The 16,911-nt window shown below is 70.9% G+C and carries 19 protein-coding genes; 15 read left to right on the top strand and 4 right to left on the bottom strand.

Features of this window, described 5'->3' with window-relative positions; genetic code table 11:
• Positions 1-38: 38 nt before the first annotated feature.
• Positions 39-1,505, bottom strand: a complete 1,467-nt coding sequence (locus ABZX02_RS37620; RefSeq protein WP_355305808.1) for a catalase — start codon at positions 1,503-1,505, stop codon at positions 39-41.
• Between the two features lie 18 nt (positions 1,506-1,523).
• Positions 1,524-1,943 (bottom strand): Fur family transcriptional regulator, encoded by a 420-nt coding sequence (locus tag ABZX02_RS37615; protein ID WP_355305806.1) that lies wholly within the window; start codon positions 1,941-1,943, stop codon positions 1,524-1,526.
• A 92-nt stretch (positions 1,944-2,035) separates the two neighbouring features.
• Here ABZX02_RS37615 and ABZX02_RS37610 point away from each other — a divergent pair, with 92 nt between their 5' ends.
• Positions 2,036-2,713, top strand: a complete 678-nt coding sequence (locus tag ABZX02_RS37610) for an MOSC domain-containing protein (protein ID WP_355305804.1) — start codon at positions 2,036-2,038, stop codon at positions 2,711-2,713.
• 6 nt (positions 2,714-2,719) lie between these two features.
• Here ABZX02_RS37610 and ABZX02_RS37605 read toward each other — a convergent pair whose 3' ends face one another.
• The gene (locus ABZX02_RS37605) at positions 2,720-3,358 is read right to left on the bottom strand and encodes a MarR family winged helix-turn-helix transcriptional regulator (RefSeq protein WP_355305802.1); all 639 of its coding nucleotides are present in this window, start codon (positions 3,356-3,358) and stop codon (positions 2,720-2,722) included.
• A 163-nt stretch (positions 3,359-3,521) separates the two neighbouring features.
• On the opposite strand from ABZX02_RS37605, the gene ABZX02_RS37600 reads away from it, so the two are divergent.
• The 3 genes from ABZX02_RS37600 to ABZX02_RS37590 are packed head-to-tail and all read left to right on the top strand — an operon-like array spanning position 3,522 to position 5,192.
• Positions 3,522-4,049: a redoxin domain-containing protein gene (locus tag ABZX02_RS37600; RefSeq protein ID WP_355305801.1), complete on the top strand. Its 528-nt coding sequence runs from the start codon at positions 3,522-3,524 to the stop codon at positions 4,047-4,049.
• A gap of 29 nt (positions 4,050-4,078) precedes the next feature.
• The gene (locus ABZX02_RS37595; RefSeq protein ID WP_355305800.1) at positions 4,079-4,618 is read left to right on the top strand and encodes a peroxidase-related enzyme; all 540 of its coding nucleotides are present in this window, start codon (positions 4,079-4,081) and stop codon (positions 4,616-4,618) included.
• Positions 4,619-4,640: 22 nt separating this feature from the next.
• Entirely contained in the window at positions 4,641-5,192 is a 552-nt protein-coding gene (locus ABZX02_RS37590) for a PH domain-containing protein (protein ID WP_355305798.1), read from the top strand.
• A gap of 164 nt (positions 5,193-5,356) precedes the next feature.
• Here ABZX02_RS37590 and ABZX02_RS37585 read toward each other — a convergent pair whose 3' ends face one another.
• A complete protein-coding gene (locus ABZX02_RS37585) occupies positions 5,357-5,926 on the bottom strand; it encodes a TetR family transcriptional regulator (protein WP_355305796.1) in 570 nt (189 codons plus the stop codon).
• Between the two features lie 101 nt (positions 5,927-6,027).
• Between ABZX02_RS37585 and ABZX02_RS37580 the strand changes: the two genes are divergently transcribed.
• From ABZX02_RS37580 to ABZX02_RS37530, 11 genes are all read left to right on the top strand, one after another.
• Positions 6,028-7,056, top strand: a complete 1,029-nt coding sequence (locus ABZX02_RS37580; protein WP_355305794.1) for an NAD(P)-dependent alcohol dehydrogenase — start codon at positions 6,028-6,030, stop codon at positions 7,054-7,056.
• Positions 7,057-7,088: 32 nt separating this feature from the next.
• Complete coding sequence (locus ABZX02_RS37575) at positions 7,089-7,700, top strand: NPCBM/NEW2 domain-containing protein (protein ID WP_355305792.1); 612 nt, start codon at positions 7,089-7,091, stop codon at positions 7,698-7,700.
• A gap of 61 nt (positions 7,701-7,761) precedes the next feature.
• Positions 7,762-8,646 (top strand): cellulose-binding domain-containing protein, encoded by an 885-nt coding sequence (locus ABZX02_RS37570; protein WP_355305790.1) that lies wholly within the window; start codon positions 7,762-7,764, stop codon positions 8,644-8,646.
• Between the two features lie 59 nt (positions 8,647-8,705).
• The gene (locus tag ABZX02_RS37565) at positions 8,706-9,161 is read left to right on the top strand and encodes a hypothetical protein (protein ID WP_355305788.1); all 456 of its coding nucleotides are present in this window, start codon (positions 8,706-8,708) and stop codon (positions 9,159-9,161) included.
• A 204-nt stretch (positions 9,162-9,365) separates the two neighbouring features.
• Positions 9,366-10,289 carry a sugar ABC transporter permease gene (locus tag ABZX02_RS37560; RefSeq protein ID WP_355305786.1) on the top strand — a complete coding sequence of 308 codons (924 nt, stop codon included), beginning with the start codon at positions 9,366-9,368 and terminating at the stop codon, positions 10,287-10,289.
• Positions 10,279-11,112, top strand: a complete 834-nt coding sequence (locus tag ABZX02_RS37555; protein ID WP_355305784.1) for a carbohydrate ABC transporter permease — start codon at positions 10,279-10,281, stop codon at positions 11,110-11,112. Before ABZX02_RS37560 ends, ABZX02_RS37555 begins: the two co-directional genes overlap by 11 nt.
• Positions 11,113-11,127: 15 nt before the next feature.
• Entirely contained in the window at positions 11,128-12,435 is a 1,308-nt protein-coding gene (locus ABZX02_RS37550) for an ABC transporter substrate-binding protein (protein WP_355305782.1), read from the top strand.
• Entirely contained in the window at positions 12,432-13,511 is a 1,080-nt protein-coding gene (locus tag ABZX02_RS37545) for a Gfo/Idh/MocA family oxidoreductase (protein ID WP_355305780.1), read from the top strand. Before ABZX02_RS37550 ends, ABZX02_RS37545 begins: the two co-directional genes overlap by 4 nt.
• Positions 13,496-14,371: a PmoA family protein gene (locus ABZX02_RS37540; RefSeq protein WP_355305778.1), complete on the top strand. Its 876-nt coding sequence runs from the start codon at positions 13,496-13,498 to the stop codon at positions 14,369-14,371. Before ABZX02_RS37545 ends, ABZX02_RS37540 begins: the two co-directional genes overlap by 16 nt.
• The gene (locus ABZX02_RS37535) at positions 14,365-15,045 is read left to right on the top strand and encodes a cupin domain-containing protein (RefSeq protein ID WP_355305776.1); all 681 of its coding nucleotides are present in this window, start codon (positions 14,365-14,367) and stop codon (positions 15,043-15,045) included. Before ABZX02_RS37540 ends, ABZX02_RS37535 begins: the two co-directional genes overlap by 7 nt.
• Positions 15,046-15,117: 72 nt before the next feature.
• Entirely contained in the window at positions 15,118-16,890 is a 1,773-nt protein-coding gene (locus tag ABZX02_RS37530) for a rhamnogalacturonan lyase (protein ID WP_355305774.1), read from the top strand.
• Positions 16,891-16,911 lie beyond the last annotated feature (21 nt).

Raw genomic sequence — 16,911 nt, 5'->3', positions numbered from 1 at the left:
GCGCCCCGTGATCGACGCGGGGCGCACACCGCGCCCGGTCACAACGCCCCGATCGCCTCACAGGCCTTGCGCACGCCCTCGCCGTACGCCGGGTCCGCCTGGGCGCAGTTGCCGATGTGGCGTTCGACGGTCTCCGCCCGCGCGCCCTTGATCGCCCGCGCGGTGTTGTCGAACAACGCCTGCCGCTGCTCGCCGGTCATCAGCCGGAAGAGGTCGCCCGGCTGCCGGAAGTAGTCGGAGTCGTCCTCGCGGAAGTCGAACCGGTCCGCTGTGGACCCGATCTGCTGGGCAGGTTCGGCGAACGCGGGCTGCTCGTGCCAACGGCCGAAGTCGTTCGGCTGCACACCGGGCACGCCACCCTGGTTGCCGTCGACCCTCATGGCGCCGTCGCGGTGGTAGCTGTTCACGAGCCGCGCGCCGTGCGGGTGGTTCACCGGGATCTGGTGGTGGTTGACGCCCAGCCGGTACCGCGCGGCGTCGCCGTAGGAGAACAGCCTGCCCTGCAACATCTTGTCGGGGCTGAAGGAGATGCCCGGCACGACGTTGCCCGGCGTGAACGCGGCCTGCTCGACGTCGGCGAAGTAGTTGCCGGGGTTGCGGTCGAGCCGCAGCTCGCCCGCCTCGACCAGCGGGTAGTCCTCCTTGCTCCACACCTTGGTGAGGTCGAAGGGGTGGAAGCGGTAGGTGGCGGCGTCGGCCTCCGGCATGACCTGCACGTAGAGCTTCCACGCCGGGAAGTCGCCGCGTTCGATCGCGTCGAAGAGGTCGCGCTGGTGGGACTCGCGGTCGCGGCCGATCAGCTCACCCGCCTCCTCGTCGGTCAGGGTCTCGATGCCCTGCTGCGTGCGGAGGTGGAACTTGACCCAGTGCCGCACGCCGGCGGCGTTGATCATGCTGAACGTGTGTGAACCGAAGCCGTGCATGTGCCGGTAGGAGCGCGGGATGCCCCGGTCGCTCATCACGATCGTCACCTGGTGCAGCGCCTCGGGCAGGTTCGTCCAGAACCCCCAGGTGTTCTCGGGGCTGCGCAGGTTGGTCCGCGGGTCGCGCTTCACGGCGTGCGCCAGGTCCGGGAACTTCAGCGGGTCGCGGAAGAAGAAGACCGGCGTGTTGTTGCCGACGAGGTCCCAGTTGCCCTCGGTGGTGTAGAAGCGCGTCGAGAAGCCGCGGATGTCGCGTTCGGCGTCGGCCGCGCCGCGTTCGCCCGCCACGGTCGAGAAGCGCACGAACGTCTCGCACCGGTTGCCGATCTCGCTGAACAGCGCGGCGCTCGTGTACGGGGTGAGGTCGCCGGTGACGGTGAACGTGCCGAACGCGCCGGACCCCTTCGCGTGCATCCGCCGCTCGGGGATGACCTCGCGGTCGAAGTGGGCGAGCTTCTCGAGCAGCCAGAGGTCCTGCAGCAGCACGGGTCCGCGCGGCCCGGCGGTGAGGCTGTTCTGGTTGTCGGCGACCGGTGCGCCGGCGGCCGTGGTGAGGGGGTGGGTGTTGTCCTCGAACGACATCGGGTGGACCTTCTCTGATCAGGGGAACTGGACGCCGGACCGGCACGAGGGGCACAGGCCCCGGTGCACGACCTCGGTCTCGTCGATGTGGAAGCCGTGTGCCGGCGGGAGACCGCGGGGTGCGGCGGTGCCGGGCTCGACGTCGGCGATCGCCTCGCAGGACCGGCACACCACGTGGTCGTGGTCGCCGCCGCGCAGTTCGAAGCGCGCCCTCGGGCCGGTCTCGACCCGGCGCACCAGCCGTGCCTCGGCCAGGGCCGTCAGCACGTCGTAGAGCGCCTGGGTGGACACCGAACCGAGGTCCGCGCGCACGACCCGCCCCAGCAGGTCCACGTCGGCGTGCGGATGACGCCCGAGCGCGGTGAGCACCGCGACCCGTTGTTTCGTGACCCTCAGTGCGGCCCCGCGCAACGCGGCGACCGGGTCGTCAGCGGACACCGGCTCACTCCCAAGTAGTTAGGACTCCTAGCCACACTGTGGCATGCTGACCCGGCCGAGAACAAGAACGGTTCCAGAAACGAGGTCTGGCGATGAGCGACGCTCACGTGGCGGTCGTGTCCACCGGAACGGCGCGGCGGATGTCCTGGCGCGGGCGTCCCGTCGACTCCGCCATCGCGAAGACGCCGGTGGCGGGGCAGGTCGAGGTGGGTCCGCTGGGGCTCGCCGGCGACGAGCAGGGTGACCGGGTCAACCACGGCGGACCGGACAAGGCGGTGCTGCTCTACCCCGGTGAGCACTACGCGGCCTGGGCGGGCGAGGTCGGCGAGCTCGCGACGCCCGCGTTCGGGGAGAACCTCACCACGTCCGGGTTGTTGGAAGGCGATGCCGTGATCGGCGCGGTCTACTCGGTCGGGTCGGTGCTGCTGCAGGTGAGCCAGCCGCGCCGGCCGTGCTACAAGCTGGCGGCGCACCACGGCGTCAAGGACATGGCCGTGCGCACGCAACGCACCGGGCGCACCGGGTTCTACTGCCGCGTGCTGCGCGCGGGCCGGCTCGCCGCGGGGGACGTCCTGGAGCTCGTCAGCAGTCCGGCGCACGGCATCACGGCGGCCGAGGTGCACCGGGTGCTCAACGTCGACCGGGAGGACCTGGTCGGCACCCGCCGGCTGCTGCGGCACGCGCACGTGCTGCCCGAGTCGTGGGCGGAGCTGCTGCGGCGGCGCGGGGAGGGGTTCGTCGAGGACCAGGCGGCGCGCCTGCGCGGCTGACCGCCGTCACGGGCCGGGGGTGCGCTGCTTCCTGCGGGACACCGGCGCGTCCGCCGGCTCGTGCTCGGGGCAGTCCGTGCGCAGACCGGCGAGCGGTAGCGGAACGCGCAGCAGGTGGCAGTGGTGCGGCACCGCCGGGTCGTCGTGCTCGTCGCGGCCGAAGAAGCGGCACGTGGTGCACATGCGCGTCACGCTCACCACGTTCTTGCGCTGCAGGTCCGCGATCACGCGCAGCAGCGTGTGCAGCGTGGTCGCCCTGTCCTGCTCGGAGATGCCCGCGAGCGCCCCGGTCAGCGGGTCGTCCCAGGTGGACAGTCCACGTGCGACCCCCTCGCCGGTGGCGGTCAGCGCGAGCGACCGCCTGCGCCCGTCCGTGCCGGGGGAGCGGGTCACGAGTTCCTTGCGCTCCAACGCGGTCACCGCGTCGGACATCGTCGGCGTCGTGACGTCGAACTCCGCGGCGAGCGCCGCCACCTCGCGCTGACCCCGCGGTCGGCCCAGCGCCAGCACCACCTGCTGCTGCAACGGCGACAGCCCGTGCTCCCGCGCCGTGCGCTGCGCGAGCGACCGCATGCCGTGCCCGAGTCGCTCGAGCGCGTCGGCCAGCCGCCGGTCGAGCCCGGCCGTGCCGTCGGTGTCAGTCATGCGGATCCGCCTCGCCAGTGGGACTGTGCACGGCGATCGTACGTGTCCTCCGCCGTGAGACCTGGATCACCTCTGCGAAGAACTTAGTAGGAGTCCTACCTAGTTTGTGGCAGGCTGGTGTCAGTCCCACCGAGGAACCGCGTCGACACGCGAAGGAAGCGACATGAGTCTGCTGATGTCTCCGGCGAGCGGCTTGCTGACGCCCGCACTGCCCTGGGAGACAACGGAATGGTTCAACAGCGAGCCGCTGAACCTGGCCCAGCTGCACGGCCGGGTCGTGGTGCTGGAGGCGTTCCAGATGCTGTGTCCCAGCTGCGTGAGCCACGCGCTGCCGCAGGCGGTCCGCCTGTCCAGGGCGTTCGGCGACGACCTCGCCGTGATCGGCCTGCACACCGTGTTCGAGCACCACCGGGCAATGACGCCGACGAGCCTCAAGGCGTTCCTGCACGAGTACCGCATCCCGTTCCCGGTCGGCGTCGACGCCCTGCGCAGCGCGCACCCGGCGCCGGTCACGTTCAGCCGCTACCGCATGCAGGGCACGCCCACCACGGTCCTCATCGACCGCGACGGCATGCTGCGCGGCCAGAAGCTCGGCCCGGTCGACGACATGGCGCTCGCCGCCGCCGTCACCCGGCTGCTCGACGGAGCCGTCCCACCCGCGGTCTGCGCGATCGACGGCACCTGCACCTGAAATCCCGTTCCACACCAAGGAGAACCACCATGTCCCGAGTCGACCTCACCAACCCCGACCAGATCACCGACGAGCGCGCCGAGACCCTGGCGCAGATCAAGGGCGCGTTCGGCGTGGTGCCGAACATGTTCAAGGCCGTGGCGAACTCGCCCGCCGCGCTGCGCAGCATGTGGGCGCAGTTCGGCGCGCTGGGCGGCGGCACGCTCGGCGCGAAGACCGGCGAGATGATCGCCGTCGCCGTGGCCGACCGGAACCGCTGCGACTACTGCCTCTCCGCGCACACCATGCTCGGCAAGAAGGCCGGCGCCACCGCCGAGGAGATGAGCAGCGCGCAGAGCGGCCGGTCCGACGACCCGCACACCGCCGCGGTGCTCACGCTCGCCACCGCCCTGGTCGAGAAGCGCGGCCAGGTCTCCGACGCCGACATCACGGCCGCGCGCGAGGCGGGCCTGAGCCAGGAGGAGATCGTCGAGACGGTGGCCCACGTCGCGCTCAACGTGTTCACCAACTACATCAACGTCGCCCTGGACGTGCCGGTCGACTTCACCCGCGTGTCGCTCACCCGCTGACGGGTCCGCCTATCGTGGTGGCATGACGCGGGGCAGGGCGGCAGTGGTGCTGCGCAGGAAGTTCGACAGCACCTTCGGCTGGGCGGTGTCGCTGGCCGCGGCCGGCACCACCGCCTACCTGCTGCTCAACCCGCTGCCCGGCAACGACTTCGGCAACCAGTTCGAGCTCATCGCAATCATGGCACCGCTCACGTGGTTCATGTGGATGGTCGGCGCGCACGCGGTGGTCGAGGTGCACGGGTCGGGCGTGCTGGTCGTGAACTGGTTCCGCCGCTACTGGGTGCCGTGGGTGGACCTCGCCTCGGTCGAGGCGACCAAGGAGGTCACCCTCGTCACCCGGTCCGGCGAACGGATCAACGCCGTGGTCGGAGCGTTCTCCGCGGCCAGTTCGCTGCGGGGGAGCCGGGTGCAGGCGCGGATCCGAGAGGCGATCGAGGAACACCGGCCGCACCCCGCGCCCGCAGACGAGGGCGGGGTGCGGCGGGGGCTCGACCTCGCGCCGTGGCACCTCGCCGGGCTGCTGGCGTTCCTGCTCGTCGTCGCGTGGCTGGGGTTGTGGCTGAACGGCGGCTGACCACGGGTCTGGACGCGAGCGGGTCCGGTCGGGGGAGTGGTCGGCCAGCGGCGGGAGGGTGAAACCGCCGCGACCGGGCCGCCGCGTTCGTGTCGTTTCCGCACGACGACGTCGTGCGCGACAGCGCCGGTCTCCCCGCACCGGCCTGACGAGCCGCTCGCGGCTCACGGCCTGAACGCGCGCCGCACCGTCTCCGCCAACGCCCGCCGCCGGCGCTCGTGGTCCGCCTCCGCGTCCCCCGGGGTGGCCGTGAAGAACAGGCTCGCCGGCGACCACGTCAGCGCCAGCGTGGACACCATCGCGAGCACGTCGCCGGGATCGAGCGACGGATCGATGGTCCCGGCCCTCTGCTGCTCGGCGATGGCGCCGAGCTTGTGCGCTGTCTGCTCGGGCATCGACGTGACCAGGGGTCCGGCCGGCACGCGCTCCAGGCGCGCCCACGTGGCCAGTCGCACCAGGATCGGTCTCGTCAGGCACGAGTCGTAGAGGCCCACCGCGTAGCCCGGCAGGTCGTCGGCGGTGAACGGCACGGCGTTGACGAGGTCGTCGGCGTGGTGCTGGAAGACCGCGTCGAAGAGCCGCTCCTTGTCGCCGAAGTAGGCGTAGAGCTGGGCCTTGTTCGCCTTGGCGGTGGCGGAGACGCGGTCGACCCGCGCGCCCGCGATGCCGTGCGCCGCGAACTCCTCGGTGGCCGCGTCCAGCAGACGTTGCCGGGTGGCGTTGCCCTTGGTCACCCGACCAGCATAACCAACGAGTTGGTTTGCGCGAAGCGTGACACCGTGCTTACCTGGAGAAGTAACTAACTAGTTTCTTTTTGGGTGTGGAGGGGTGTGACATGCGGGTTCAGGCCTTCGCGGCACACGAGGCCGGTGCGCCACTGCGGCCGTACGAGTACGAGAGCGGGCCGCTCGGCCCGACCGAGGTCGACGTGCGGGTCACGCACGGCGGCGTCTGCCACACCGACGTCGGGGTGATCGACGACGAGTTCGGGCTGTCGCGGTACCCGGTGGTCGCCGGTCACGAGGCGATCGGCGTCGTCCACGCCGTCGGCGAGGCGGTCGGCGGGTCGCTCCGGATCGGGCAACGCGTCGGCGTCGGGGCCATCGCCGGGTCTTGCTTCACCTGCGAGTGGTGCCTCGACGGCCGGACGAACCTGTGCCCGGCCCGGGACGACACCGTCGTGCGCGGTGATCGCGGCGCGTTCGCCGGTCACGTGCGGGCGAGCGACTGGCGGCACGTCCACCCGATCCCGGACGCGATCCCGTCGGCCCAGGCCGCGCCGCTGCTGTGCGCGGGGACCACGGTGTTCTCGCCTCTGCTCGTCAACGGTGTGCTGCCCACCCACCGCGTGGCGGTCGTCGGCATCGGCGGGCTCGGGCACCTGGCGATCCAGTTCCTCGCCGCGTGGGGGTGCGAGGTCACCGCCATCTCGACCACGCCCGCCAAGCGCGCCGACGCGGAACGGTTCGGTGCCACCGGGTTCATCGCGTCGGGCGAGCGCGGTGCGCTCGACCGAGCCGCCGGCTCGTTCGACTTCGTCCTGTGCACGGTCTCGGCGAACCTGCCGTGGGACGACTACGTCGGTCTGCTGCGGCCCGAGGGGACGTTGTGCGTCGTCGGGGTGCCGGACCAGCCCATCGCGCTCGGGCCGATGAGCCTGCTGCCGACCGCGAAACGGGTCGTCGGAGGCATCGTGGGGTCCGCCGCGCACACGCGGCGGATGCTCGGTTTCGCGGCGCGGCACGACATCCGGCCCGAGGTCGAGACCTTCCCGGTCGCGGAGTTCGACCGGGCGCTCGACCGGGTTCGCCGGGGCAGTGCCCGGTACCGGGCCGTCGTGGAGTTCGAGGGGCACGACCTGTAACGAAGAAGCACCCGGTTCAGACAAAGCCGGTCATGACGAGTGGTGGCGCAGGTCACAAACCCGGGAAGTGGATCGTCGCGGCCGCCCTGGCCATCGTGCTGGTCGTCGGCGTCTCCCTCGTCGTCGGCGGGGCGCTGAACCCGGACGAGGCGCCGGCCACCGTCCTCACCACGTCGGCCGTCGAGGCGGCACCTCCTCCGTCCTCCGAGGACTGGTACGACCTCACGACGTACGCGCCCGTCGAGGCCGGCACCGGGCTCGAGTTCGTGCCGTCGGTCAGCATCGGCGTGGGCAGGGAACCGCTGTCGGGCGGCCTGCGCGGGACGGCCGGGTCGTCCGCGGCGCAGCCGGTCAACTTCGGCACCTGGCAGACCGCGAGCCGGTGCACCCGGTTGTCGGTGTGGGTCGGCAAGGACGCCGCCTCGTCCCAGCGGGACGGGGTCGGGCAGTTCGTGATCAAGGCCGACGAGACCGAGGCCGCGACCCGGCAGGCGGGCATCGACGACGCTCCCCAGCACGTCGAGGTCGACATCTCCGACGTCGACCGGCTCACGCTGCTCGACGTGCGGGCGGGCCGGGACGCGGTCAACGCGTGGGGCACGCCGCGGGTCTTCTGCGCGGCCCCTCCGGGCCGGACGCGGTAACGCGCCGATCACCTCGACCGACGTCCACAACGGACAGCGCTCGGACTTCGGGGGAGTGATGGTGGCGCGCAGGCACCTGCTGGTGACGTTGTTGCTGCTCACCGCGTGCTCCGCCGCGCCGGTGGACACTCCGCCGCCGCCGTCGTCGCGGACCTCGCTGCAGGCTCCGACGCTGGTCAACGAGGTGGTGCCGCCCCAGGACGTGCTCACCGTCGTGCGGGACGTTGTCGACGGGCGGACCGTCGAGTTCGTCGACGGCACCCAGGTGCGCATCGCCTCGCTCGCCGAGCCCAAGGAGTGCTTCGCGCGGGCCGCGCTCGACTTCGCCCGGTCGACGCTGGTGGCGCGGTCGGTGCGGTACACCGGGCTCTCCATCGGGCTGGTCGACCTGGAACTCGAGGACGGCACCGACTACGCGGTGCTCGCCGTGCGGCAGGGTGCCCTGCGGCCGGAGGGCGTCGAGACCGGCCCGCTGATCAACGCCAGGGACGAGGCGGCCGCGGCCGGGCGAGGGCTGTGGGGGCCGCCGTGCAAAGGCTCCGACACGTCCCCGCCCGCGCCCACCACCACGACCACGACCCCACCACCCCCGCCGCCCACGACCACGACCCCGCCGCGGCCCGCGAAGGCCTGCGCGGTCTCCTACCGGGTCACCGGGCAGTGGCAGGGCGGGTTCCAGGCGAGTGTGACCGTGCGCAACACCGGGACCGCGGCGGTCGCCGGCTGGTCGTTGATGTGGTCGCTGGCGGAGGGGGAGGGCATCCGCGAGATGTGGGACGCCTCGGGACGCCAGTACGGGCGGATCGTCACCGCGTCGAACACGAGCTACAACCGGCAGATCGCCCCGGACGCCTCGCTGCAGTTCGGTTTCAACGGCAGCGCGCGCTCCAGCCACCGCGCTCCCACCGCCTTCGTGCTCAACGGGGTGAAGTGCGCGGTGGAGTAGCCATTGCACCCCGGCGCAATAGCTACTGGTGACCCGCGAAAGCGTTGTTGACTGCCGTCATGCTCTCGAGAACCCTCAGCAAGATCGCCGGCCGGGTCGCGGCCGCCGCCGTGGTCGCGCTCTCCGCTGTCGTCGTGCACGCGCCGCCGGCGAGTGCCGCCGCGCAGGAGTTCATCTACTCGGGTCAGGACTACGGCTACGCCGGGGCGACGTTCGACTGGGCGGGACGCAGCTCGGTGCGCAACATCGACCTCCTGGTGTCCGACTGGGGCTGCGACGCCAAGCCGGTGTACGCGTACTTCCTGTTCTACAACGGTTCCCTGCACCCCGACACGACGCCGACGCGCCGGTACGACCACTCCGGCTGCGACAAGGAGGACTACTCCTCCTACAACGACCTGACCTGGTCGATCAGCGGCGACTCGATCACCTACATGGGCGTGGTCGTCTGCCGTGACGCGGCGAACGGCCCGTGCAAGGTCGGCGGGCTCTCCGGGCGCAACCCGTACGCGTAGCCCGCGCACCGGTCCGCTGGGCCGAACAGAGCCGGTCGCGGCGGTCACGCCAACCAGGGATGCGTGACCGTCGCGGCCTCCACAAGGGACGGTGTCGAACGGTTCGACAGTCCCGTTCGACGGCATTCGACAGATCGCTTGACGCTCACCAGGCCCCGATGCAGACTCCGGAAAGCGTTTTCCGGACGACGGGGTCGGAGGTCGATGAGCGCTCTAGACGAACTGCGTCAGCTGCGCCGGGGCGGCGTCGGGGTCCGGAAGGGCGACAACAGGGCCGCGTTCTGGTTCCTGGCACCCTGGTTCGCCGGGCTGCTCCTCATCACGATCGGGCCGGTGCTCGCGTCCTTCGCGCTCGGCTTCACGAAGTACAACCTGATCCAGCCGCCGAGGCTGATCGGCCTCGACAACTTCGCGCGCATCCTCACCGACTCCCGGCTGCACAACGCGCTGGGCGTCACGTTCACCTACGTGCTCGTGTCCGTGCCGCTGCAGCTGGCGTGCGCCCTGGGCGTCGCGCTGCTGCTCAACCGGGGGCTGCGCGGGCTCGCGTTCTACCGCTCGGCCTTCTACCTGCCCTCGCTGCTGGGGTCGAGCGTCGCGATCGCGGTGCTGTGGACGCAGGTCTTCGGCACCGACGGCCTGGTGAACCGCGTGCTCGGCTTCTTCGGCGTGCAGGGCAGGGGCTGGATCTCCGACCCGGACACCGCGCTGTCGACGCTGATCGTGCTGAACGTGTGGACGTTCGGCTCACCGATGATCATCTTCCTGGCCGGGCTCCGGCAGATCCCCGAGGTCTACTACGAGGCCGCCGCGATCGACGGCGCGAGCCGGTGGTCGCGGTTCCGCCGGATCACCCTGCCGCTGCTCTCGCCGATCCTGTTCTTCAACCTGGTGCTGCAGATCATCCACGCGTTCCAGTCGTTCACGCAGGCGTTCGTGGTCTCCGGCGGCACCGGCGGGCCGTCCGACTCGACCATGTTCTACACGCTCTACCTGTACCAGCAGGGTTTCAGCCGGTTCGACATGGGCTACGCCTCCGCGCTCGCGTGGTTCCTGCTGCTGATCATCGCGGCGTTCACGGCGGTCAACTTCTGGGCGGCGAAGTACTGGGTCTTCTATGACGACTAGCAGGCTGGCCGCCCCCGTCAAGCACCTCGGCCTGGTCCTGATCGGGTTCGTGATGCTGTACCCGGTGCTGTGGATGGTCGCGAGCTCGCTGCGGCCCGACGACGAGATCTTCCGCAGCCCCGGGCTCGTCCTCGACGGCCTGCGCGGCGAGAACTACACCGAGGGCTGGAACGCGCTCACGCCGTCGTTCGGCACCTACCTCGCGAACTCGGCGGTCCTGGTGCTCGGCTGCATCGTCGGCAACCTCGTGTCGTGCTCCATGGCCGCGTACGCCTTCGCGCGCCTGCAGTTCCGCGGCAAGCGGTGGTGGTTCGGGATCATGCTCGGCACGATCATGCTGCCGATCCACGTGATCATCGTGCCGCAGTACGTGCTGTTCTCGAACATCGGCTGGGTCAACACGTTCCTGCCGCTGATCGTGCCGAAGATCCTCGCCACCGACGCGTTCTTCGTGTTCCTGATGGTGCAGTTCATCCGCGGCCTGCCGCGCGAGCTCGACGAGGCCGCGCGCATCGACGGCTGCGGTCACCCGCGGATCTTCCTGCAGATCATCCTGCCGCTCATGACGCCGGCACTCGCCACCACCACGATCTTCACGTTCATCTGGACGTGGAACGACTTCTTCAGCCAGCTGATCTATTTGACGGACCCGGACATGTACACGGTCCCCGTCGCCCTGCGCTCGTTCGTCGACTCGACGGTCGCCACGTCGTGGGGCTCGCAGTTCGCGATGAGCGTCGTCTCGCTCGTCCCCATCTTCCTCGCCTTCCTCGTCGGTCAGCGGTACCTCGTCAAGGGGATCGCCACGACCGGGGGCAAGTAGCCGAAAGGACAGCTCATGCGCAGAGGTGTTCGCCGCGGGGCCCTGTGGGCGGTCCTGCTGTCGCTGACCGCGTCCCTGGCCGCCTGCGGGTCCGGTTCGGACGCGGGCGGCGACCTGACGACGGAGCAGGTCACGCTGCGCTTCACCTGGTGGGGCGCGGACGACCGGCACAAGCGGACCCAGCAGGTCATCGAGATGTTCCAGCGCAAGCACCCGAACATCACCATCAAGGGCGAGTTCAAGGAGTGGAACGGCTACTGGGACAGCCTCGCCACCACCATGGCGGCCAACGACGCGCCGGACATCATGCAGATGGACGAGCTCTACATCGCGTCCTACGCCGAACGCGGCGCGCTGCTCGACCTGAACGAGGCGAAGAAGCACCTCGACACCGCGAACTTCGACCAGAAGGCGCTCGCCACCGGTGCCATCGCCGGCAAGCAGTACGGGCTGCCCGTCGGCCTCGGCATGTACTCGATCATGGCCAACCTCGACCTGCTGGCCAAGTACGACATCCCCGTCCCGGACGACACCAAGTGGTCGTGGAACGACCTGAGGTCCATCGGCGACCAGGTGTCGAAAGCCAGTGGTGGCGCGGTGTTCGGCGTGCAGTCGCCCGGCATCAACGACGCGGCGGGACTGAGCATCCGGGCGCGCCAGCAGGGCAAGGCGATGTTCGACGCCGAGGCGAAGGTCGTGCTGCCGCAGGAGATCGCGCGGGACTACTGGCAGTACATCCTGGACCTGTCGAAGTCCGGCGTCGCGGCACCGCCGTCGGTCACGATCGAGAAGGCCTCCGCCGGGCTGAACCAGTCCGCCACGGCGACCGGCACGGCGGCGTTCGGGCTGTGGTGGAACACCCAGCTGACCGCGCTGACCGCCGCCAGCGGCGCGAAGCTGAAGCTGCTGCGGCTGCCCGGTGAGACGCAGGGACCGGCACCCGGCGCCTACTACAAGCCGTCGATGTTCTGGTCGGTGTCCGCGCGGTCGGAGCACCCGGCCGAGGCGGCGGCGTTCGTCAGCTTCCTCGCCAACGACGAGGAGGCGGCCAAGATCCTGCTGACCGAACGCGGCGTGCCCGCCAACCAGAAGATCCGCGAGGCGATCGCGGGGCAGCTCAAGGACACCGACAAGGCGGCCAAGGAGTACCTCGACACCGTGCCGGTCAGCGACCCGCCCAGGATCACGCCGAACGGTGCCAGCACCCTCGACACGATCCTCAAGCGGCACACCGAGGACGTGCTGTTCGGCCGCACCACCCCGGACGCCGCCGCGGCGTCGTTCATCAAGGAAGTCCAGTCCGAAGTGGACGCTGCCAGGTGAGGCGGGCGGCCGTCGTCGGCACGGGGGCGATCGCGGCGGCGCACGCCGAGGCGCTGCGCTCGCTGGGGGACCGGGTCGAGCTGGTGGCGGTGGTGGACGTGGACGCCGATCGCGCCTCGGCGTTCGCCAGGGAGTGGGGTGTGCCGGCGGTGCACCCCACTCCGGCCGCCCTGCTGGAGGCCGAGGACCTGGACGTGGTGCACGTCTGCACCCCGCCGCGTCACCACGCGCCGCTCGCGCTGGAGTGCCTGGCCGCGGACGTGCACGTGCTCGTCGAGAAGCCACCCGCCTTGTCGCTGGGCGAGATCGACGCGCTGATCGCGGCCGAGCAGGCGTCGGCGGGCCGCGTCGCGACGGTGTTCCAGCACCGGTTCGGGCCCGCCGCGCTGCGGTTGCGGCGCCTGGTCGCCGAGGGCGTGTTCGGGCGGTCGTTCGTGGCCCGGTGCGACACGCTCTGGTACCGCGGCGACGCCTACTTCGAGGTGCCCTGGCGGGGGAGCTGGGACAGCGAGGGCGGCGGCCCGACGATGGGGCACGGCATCCACCAGTTCGACCTGCTGCTGTCCGTGCTGGGGCCGTGGCGGGAGATCCGGGCGGTGGCGGTCCGGCAGGCCAGGGCCGTGGCGACCGAGGACGTCTCGATGGCGCTGGTGACCTTCGCCGACGGCACGGTCGCGTCCGTGGTCAACTCGCTGCTGTCGCCCAGGGAGACCTCGCAGCTGCGGTTCGACTTCGACCACGCCACCGTCGAGGTGGAGCACCTCTACGGCTACACCGACGCGCACTGGACCGTGACCCCGGCGCCCGGCCACGACGAGGTCGTCACGCGGTGGCGCGCGGAGCCGTCGGGTGTCGTGAGCAGCCACCGGTGCCAGCTGGCGGCGTTCCTGGACGCCCTGGACGCGGGCGAGACACCACCGGTGACCCTCGCGGACGCCAGGAACACCATGGAGTTCATCGCGGCGCTGTACGCGTCGGCGTTCACCGGCGGCGTCGTGAAGGCGGGCGAGCTGGGGCCGGACAGCCCGTTCTACGCGACCATGGAAGGGAGCGGTGCCCCGTGGGACGCCCGGTGACCGTGCGGCAGGACGACGACGCGGTGACCGCGGTCGTGGACGACGTCGAGCTGTTCCGGTACGTGCACAGCCCGGCGACACCCGCGTTCGAGGGGCCGAAACCGTACCTGCACCCGGTGCGCACGCTCGCGGGCGACGTGGTGACGGCGTTCCGGCCGCACGACCACCGCTGGCACAAGGGCGTGCAGATGACCGCGACCGACGTCTCGGGCGAGAACTTCTGGGGCGGCGTCACGTACGTGCGCGACCAGGGCTACGTGGCGCTGCCCAACGTCGGCACCATGCGGCACGAGGAGTTCGAGCTCGACGGCGCACGGGTCGGCGAGCGGCTGTCCTGGTACACCGAGGCCGGGGAGCGCTGGATCGAGGAGTCGCGGTCGCTCGCCGTGCTCGACGTCGAGGACGACTCGTGGACGCTGGAGTTCGTCACCACCATGACGAACCTGTGCGCGTGGCCGCTGGTCTTCGGCAGCCCGACCACCAACGGGCGGGAGCTCGCCGGCTACACCGGGTTCTTCTGGCGCGGCCCGCGGTCGTTCACCGGCGGCACCGTGCTCGCGGCGGACGGCGGCGCGGGGCAGGAGCTGATGGGCGAGGCGGCGCGCTGGCTCGCGTTCACCGGCCACCACGACGAGGTCGACCGGTCGTCGACGCTGCTGTTCGTGGACCACCCGGACAACTGCACGCACTGGTTCGTGCGCAGCACGCCGTTCGCGGCGGTCAACCCCTCGTTCGCGTTCCACGAGACGCTGGAGCTCGCGCCCGGCGGCGCGCTGAGCCTGCGGTACCGGCTCGTCGTCGGCACCGGCGAGTGGTCGCGCGACCGCCTCGAAGCGCACGTGGAGGACCACCCGTGGTAGCGCCCTTTCCCGGCGGCATAGGCATCTCCGGGCTCCGGGTCTACGACTGGCCCGCGGTGGACGGGGTGTGCGGCGGGTCGCCGCACGTCCACCTGGCCTGCTCCGAGTGCTACTACGTGGTCGGCGGGCGGGGCAGCGTCCAGACCCTGACGCGGCGCGGGTTCGCCGAGACCCCGCTGAGCGAGGGCGTGGTCGCCTGGTTCACGCCCGGCACGATCCACCGCCTCGTGAACGACGGCGATCTGCGGATCGTCGTGCTGATGCAGAACAGCGGCCTGCCCGAGGCGGGGGACGCGGTGTTCACCTTTCCCGCGGAGGTGCTGGCCGATTCCGCGGACTATTCGGAACGGGCGCGGGCGGGTGACGAGGAATCGACGCGGCGGCGCCGGGACCTCGCCCTGGAAGGATTTCTGGAGTTGCGTCGCCGCGTCGAGGCGGGCGAGGACGCGCTGACGGACTTCTACCGCGCCGCCACCCGTCTGAAGCAGCCCGACCTGGACGCTTGGGAGAAGCGCTGGCGGGCCGGGGCGCTGGCCTCGGCGGAACGCACCGGGGAGCAGCTGGGCCGGTTGCGGGACGGGGACGTCGGGCACCTCGGCGAGGCGGACGTGCACGTGACGCGGGCGCGCACCCCGCAGCGGTTCGGCATGTGCGGCCGGCTCGACGCGTTCTGATCGTCCGATCGAATTCGATTCGAAAGAAATCGCGGCACCGCATTCGACTTGTTCGACGCTAGCGTTTTTCGCATGAAACGTTTTAATTGCGCGCTGCTCGCCGTGGCGCTGCTCGCGGGTGGCGTGCCGGCGCTCGCGGACGAGCCACCGGAACGAGGTCTGATCAGCGTCCGCTCGGCCCAGGGCAACTTCGTGTCGTGGCGGCTGCTCGGGTCCGACGCCGCGGACGTGGCGTTCCACGTCTACCGCGACGGCGTGCGGGTCACCGGTGCGCCCCTGACGACGGCGACGAGCTACCTGGACGAAGGCGCGCCCGCCACGGCGTCCTACTCGGTGCGGGCGGTGATCGGAGGCGTGGAACCGGCGGCGGCCACGCGCTCCGTCGGCACGCTCGCGACGAGCAGGGACGTCCCCCTGCAGATCCCCTCCGGTGGCACGACCCCCTCCGGCGAGTCGTACACGTACGTCGCGAACGACGTGTCGGTCGGCGACCTCGACGGCGACGGCGAGCAGGACTTGGTGCTGAAGTGGGATCCCACCAACGCCAAGGACAACTCGCAGTCCGGCTACACCGGCAACGTCTACCTCGACGCCTACCGGTTGAACGGCACCAGGTTGTGGCGGATCGACCTGGGCCGCAACATCCGCGCCGGCGCGCACTACACCCAGTTCCAGGTCTTCGACTACGACGGCGACGGCCGGGCCGAGGTCGCGGTCAAGACCGCCGACGGCACGCGGTCGGGCACCGGTCAGGTGATCGGCAACGCGAGTGCCGACCACCGCAACAGCAGCGGGTACGTGCTGGCCGGACCGGAGTACCTCTCGGTGTTCCGCGGCACGGACGGCGCCGTGCTCGACACCGAGAACTACGTGCCACCACGGGGAACCGTGTCGTCGTGGGGCGACAGCTACGGCAACCGCGTCGACCGGTTCCTCGCCGGAACGGCCTACCTGGACGGCTCGCGGCCCAGCATCGTCATGGCGCGCGGCTACTACACGCGCAGCGTGATCTCCGCGTGGGACTTCCGCGGCGGGCAGCTCACCCAGCGCTGGACGTTCGACTCGGCGACGCAGTCGAACCGCTCCGCGTGGGAGGGCAAGGGCAACCACCAGCTGTCCGTCGCGGACGTCGACGCCGACGGTCGGGACGAGATCGTCTACGGCTCGATGGCGATCGACGACAACGGCCGGGGCCTGTGGCAGAACGGCACCCGGCACGGCGACGCGCTGCACGTCGGCGACTTCGTCCCGTCGAGGCCGGGTCTCGAGGTGTTCAAGCCGTCGGAGTCGACCACCGACGTCACCCACTGGATGGGCGACGCGCGCACCGGCCAGATCCTGTGGAGCGCGCCGTCGTGCGGCTGCGACAACGGCAGGGGAGTGGCCGCCGACATCTGGGCGGGTAACCCCGGCGCCGAGGCGTGGTCGTCGTCGGTCGGCGGTCTGCGCAGCGCCACCACCGGCGGCCAGGTGGCCGCGCGCAAGCCCGGCTCGACCAACTTCGTGATCTGGTGGGACGGCGACGCGCAACGCGAGCTGCTCAACGGCACCACGATCGACAAGTACGGCCCCGACGGCGACACGCGGCTGCTCACCGGGTCCGGGGTGGCGTCCAACAACGGCACGAAGTCCACGCCCGCGCTCGCCGCGGACATCCTCGGCGACTGGCGCGAGGAGGTGATCTGGCGGACCACCGACAACCGGGCGCTGCGCGTCTACTCGACCACCGAGCCGACCTCGATCCGGCGCGTGTCGCTGTTGCAGGACCGGCAGTACCGGGTGGCCGTGGCGTTCCAGAACACCGCCTACAACCAGCCGCCGCACCCCAGCTTCGCCACACCGTGAGCCCGTCCGAACCTTCCCAGG

The organism is Lentzea sp. NPDC003310 (genome assembly GCF_040610935.1).
Classification (GTDB): Bacteria; Actinomycetota; Actinomycetes; order Mycobacteriales; family Pseudonocardiaceae; genus Lentzea.
The sequence above is the reverse complement of the archived record's forward strand: the minus strand, read 5'-3'. Positions and strand labels throughout refer to the sequence as shown.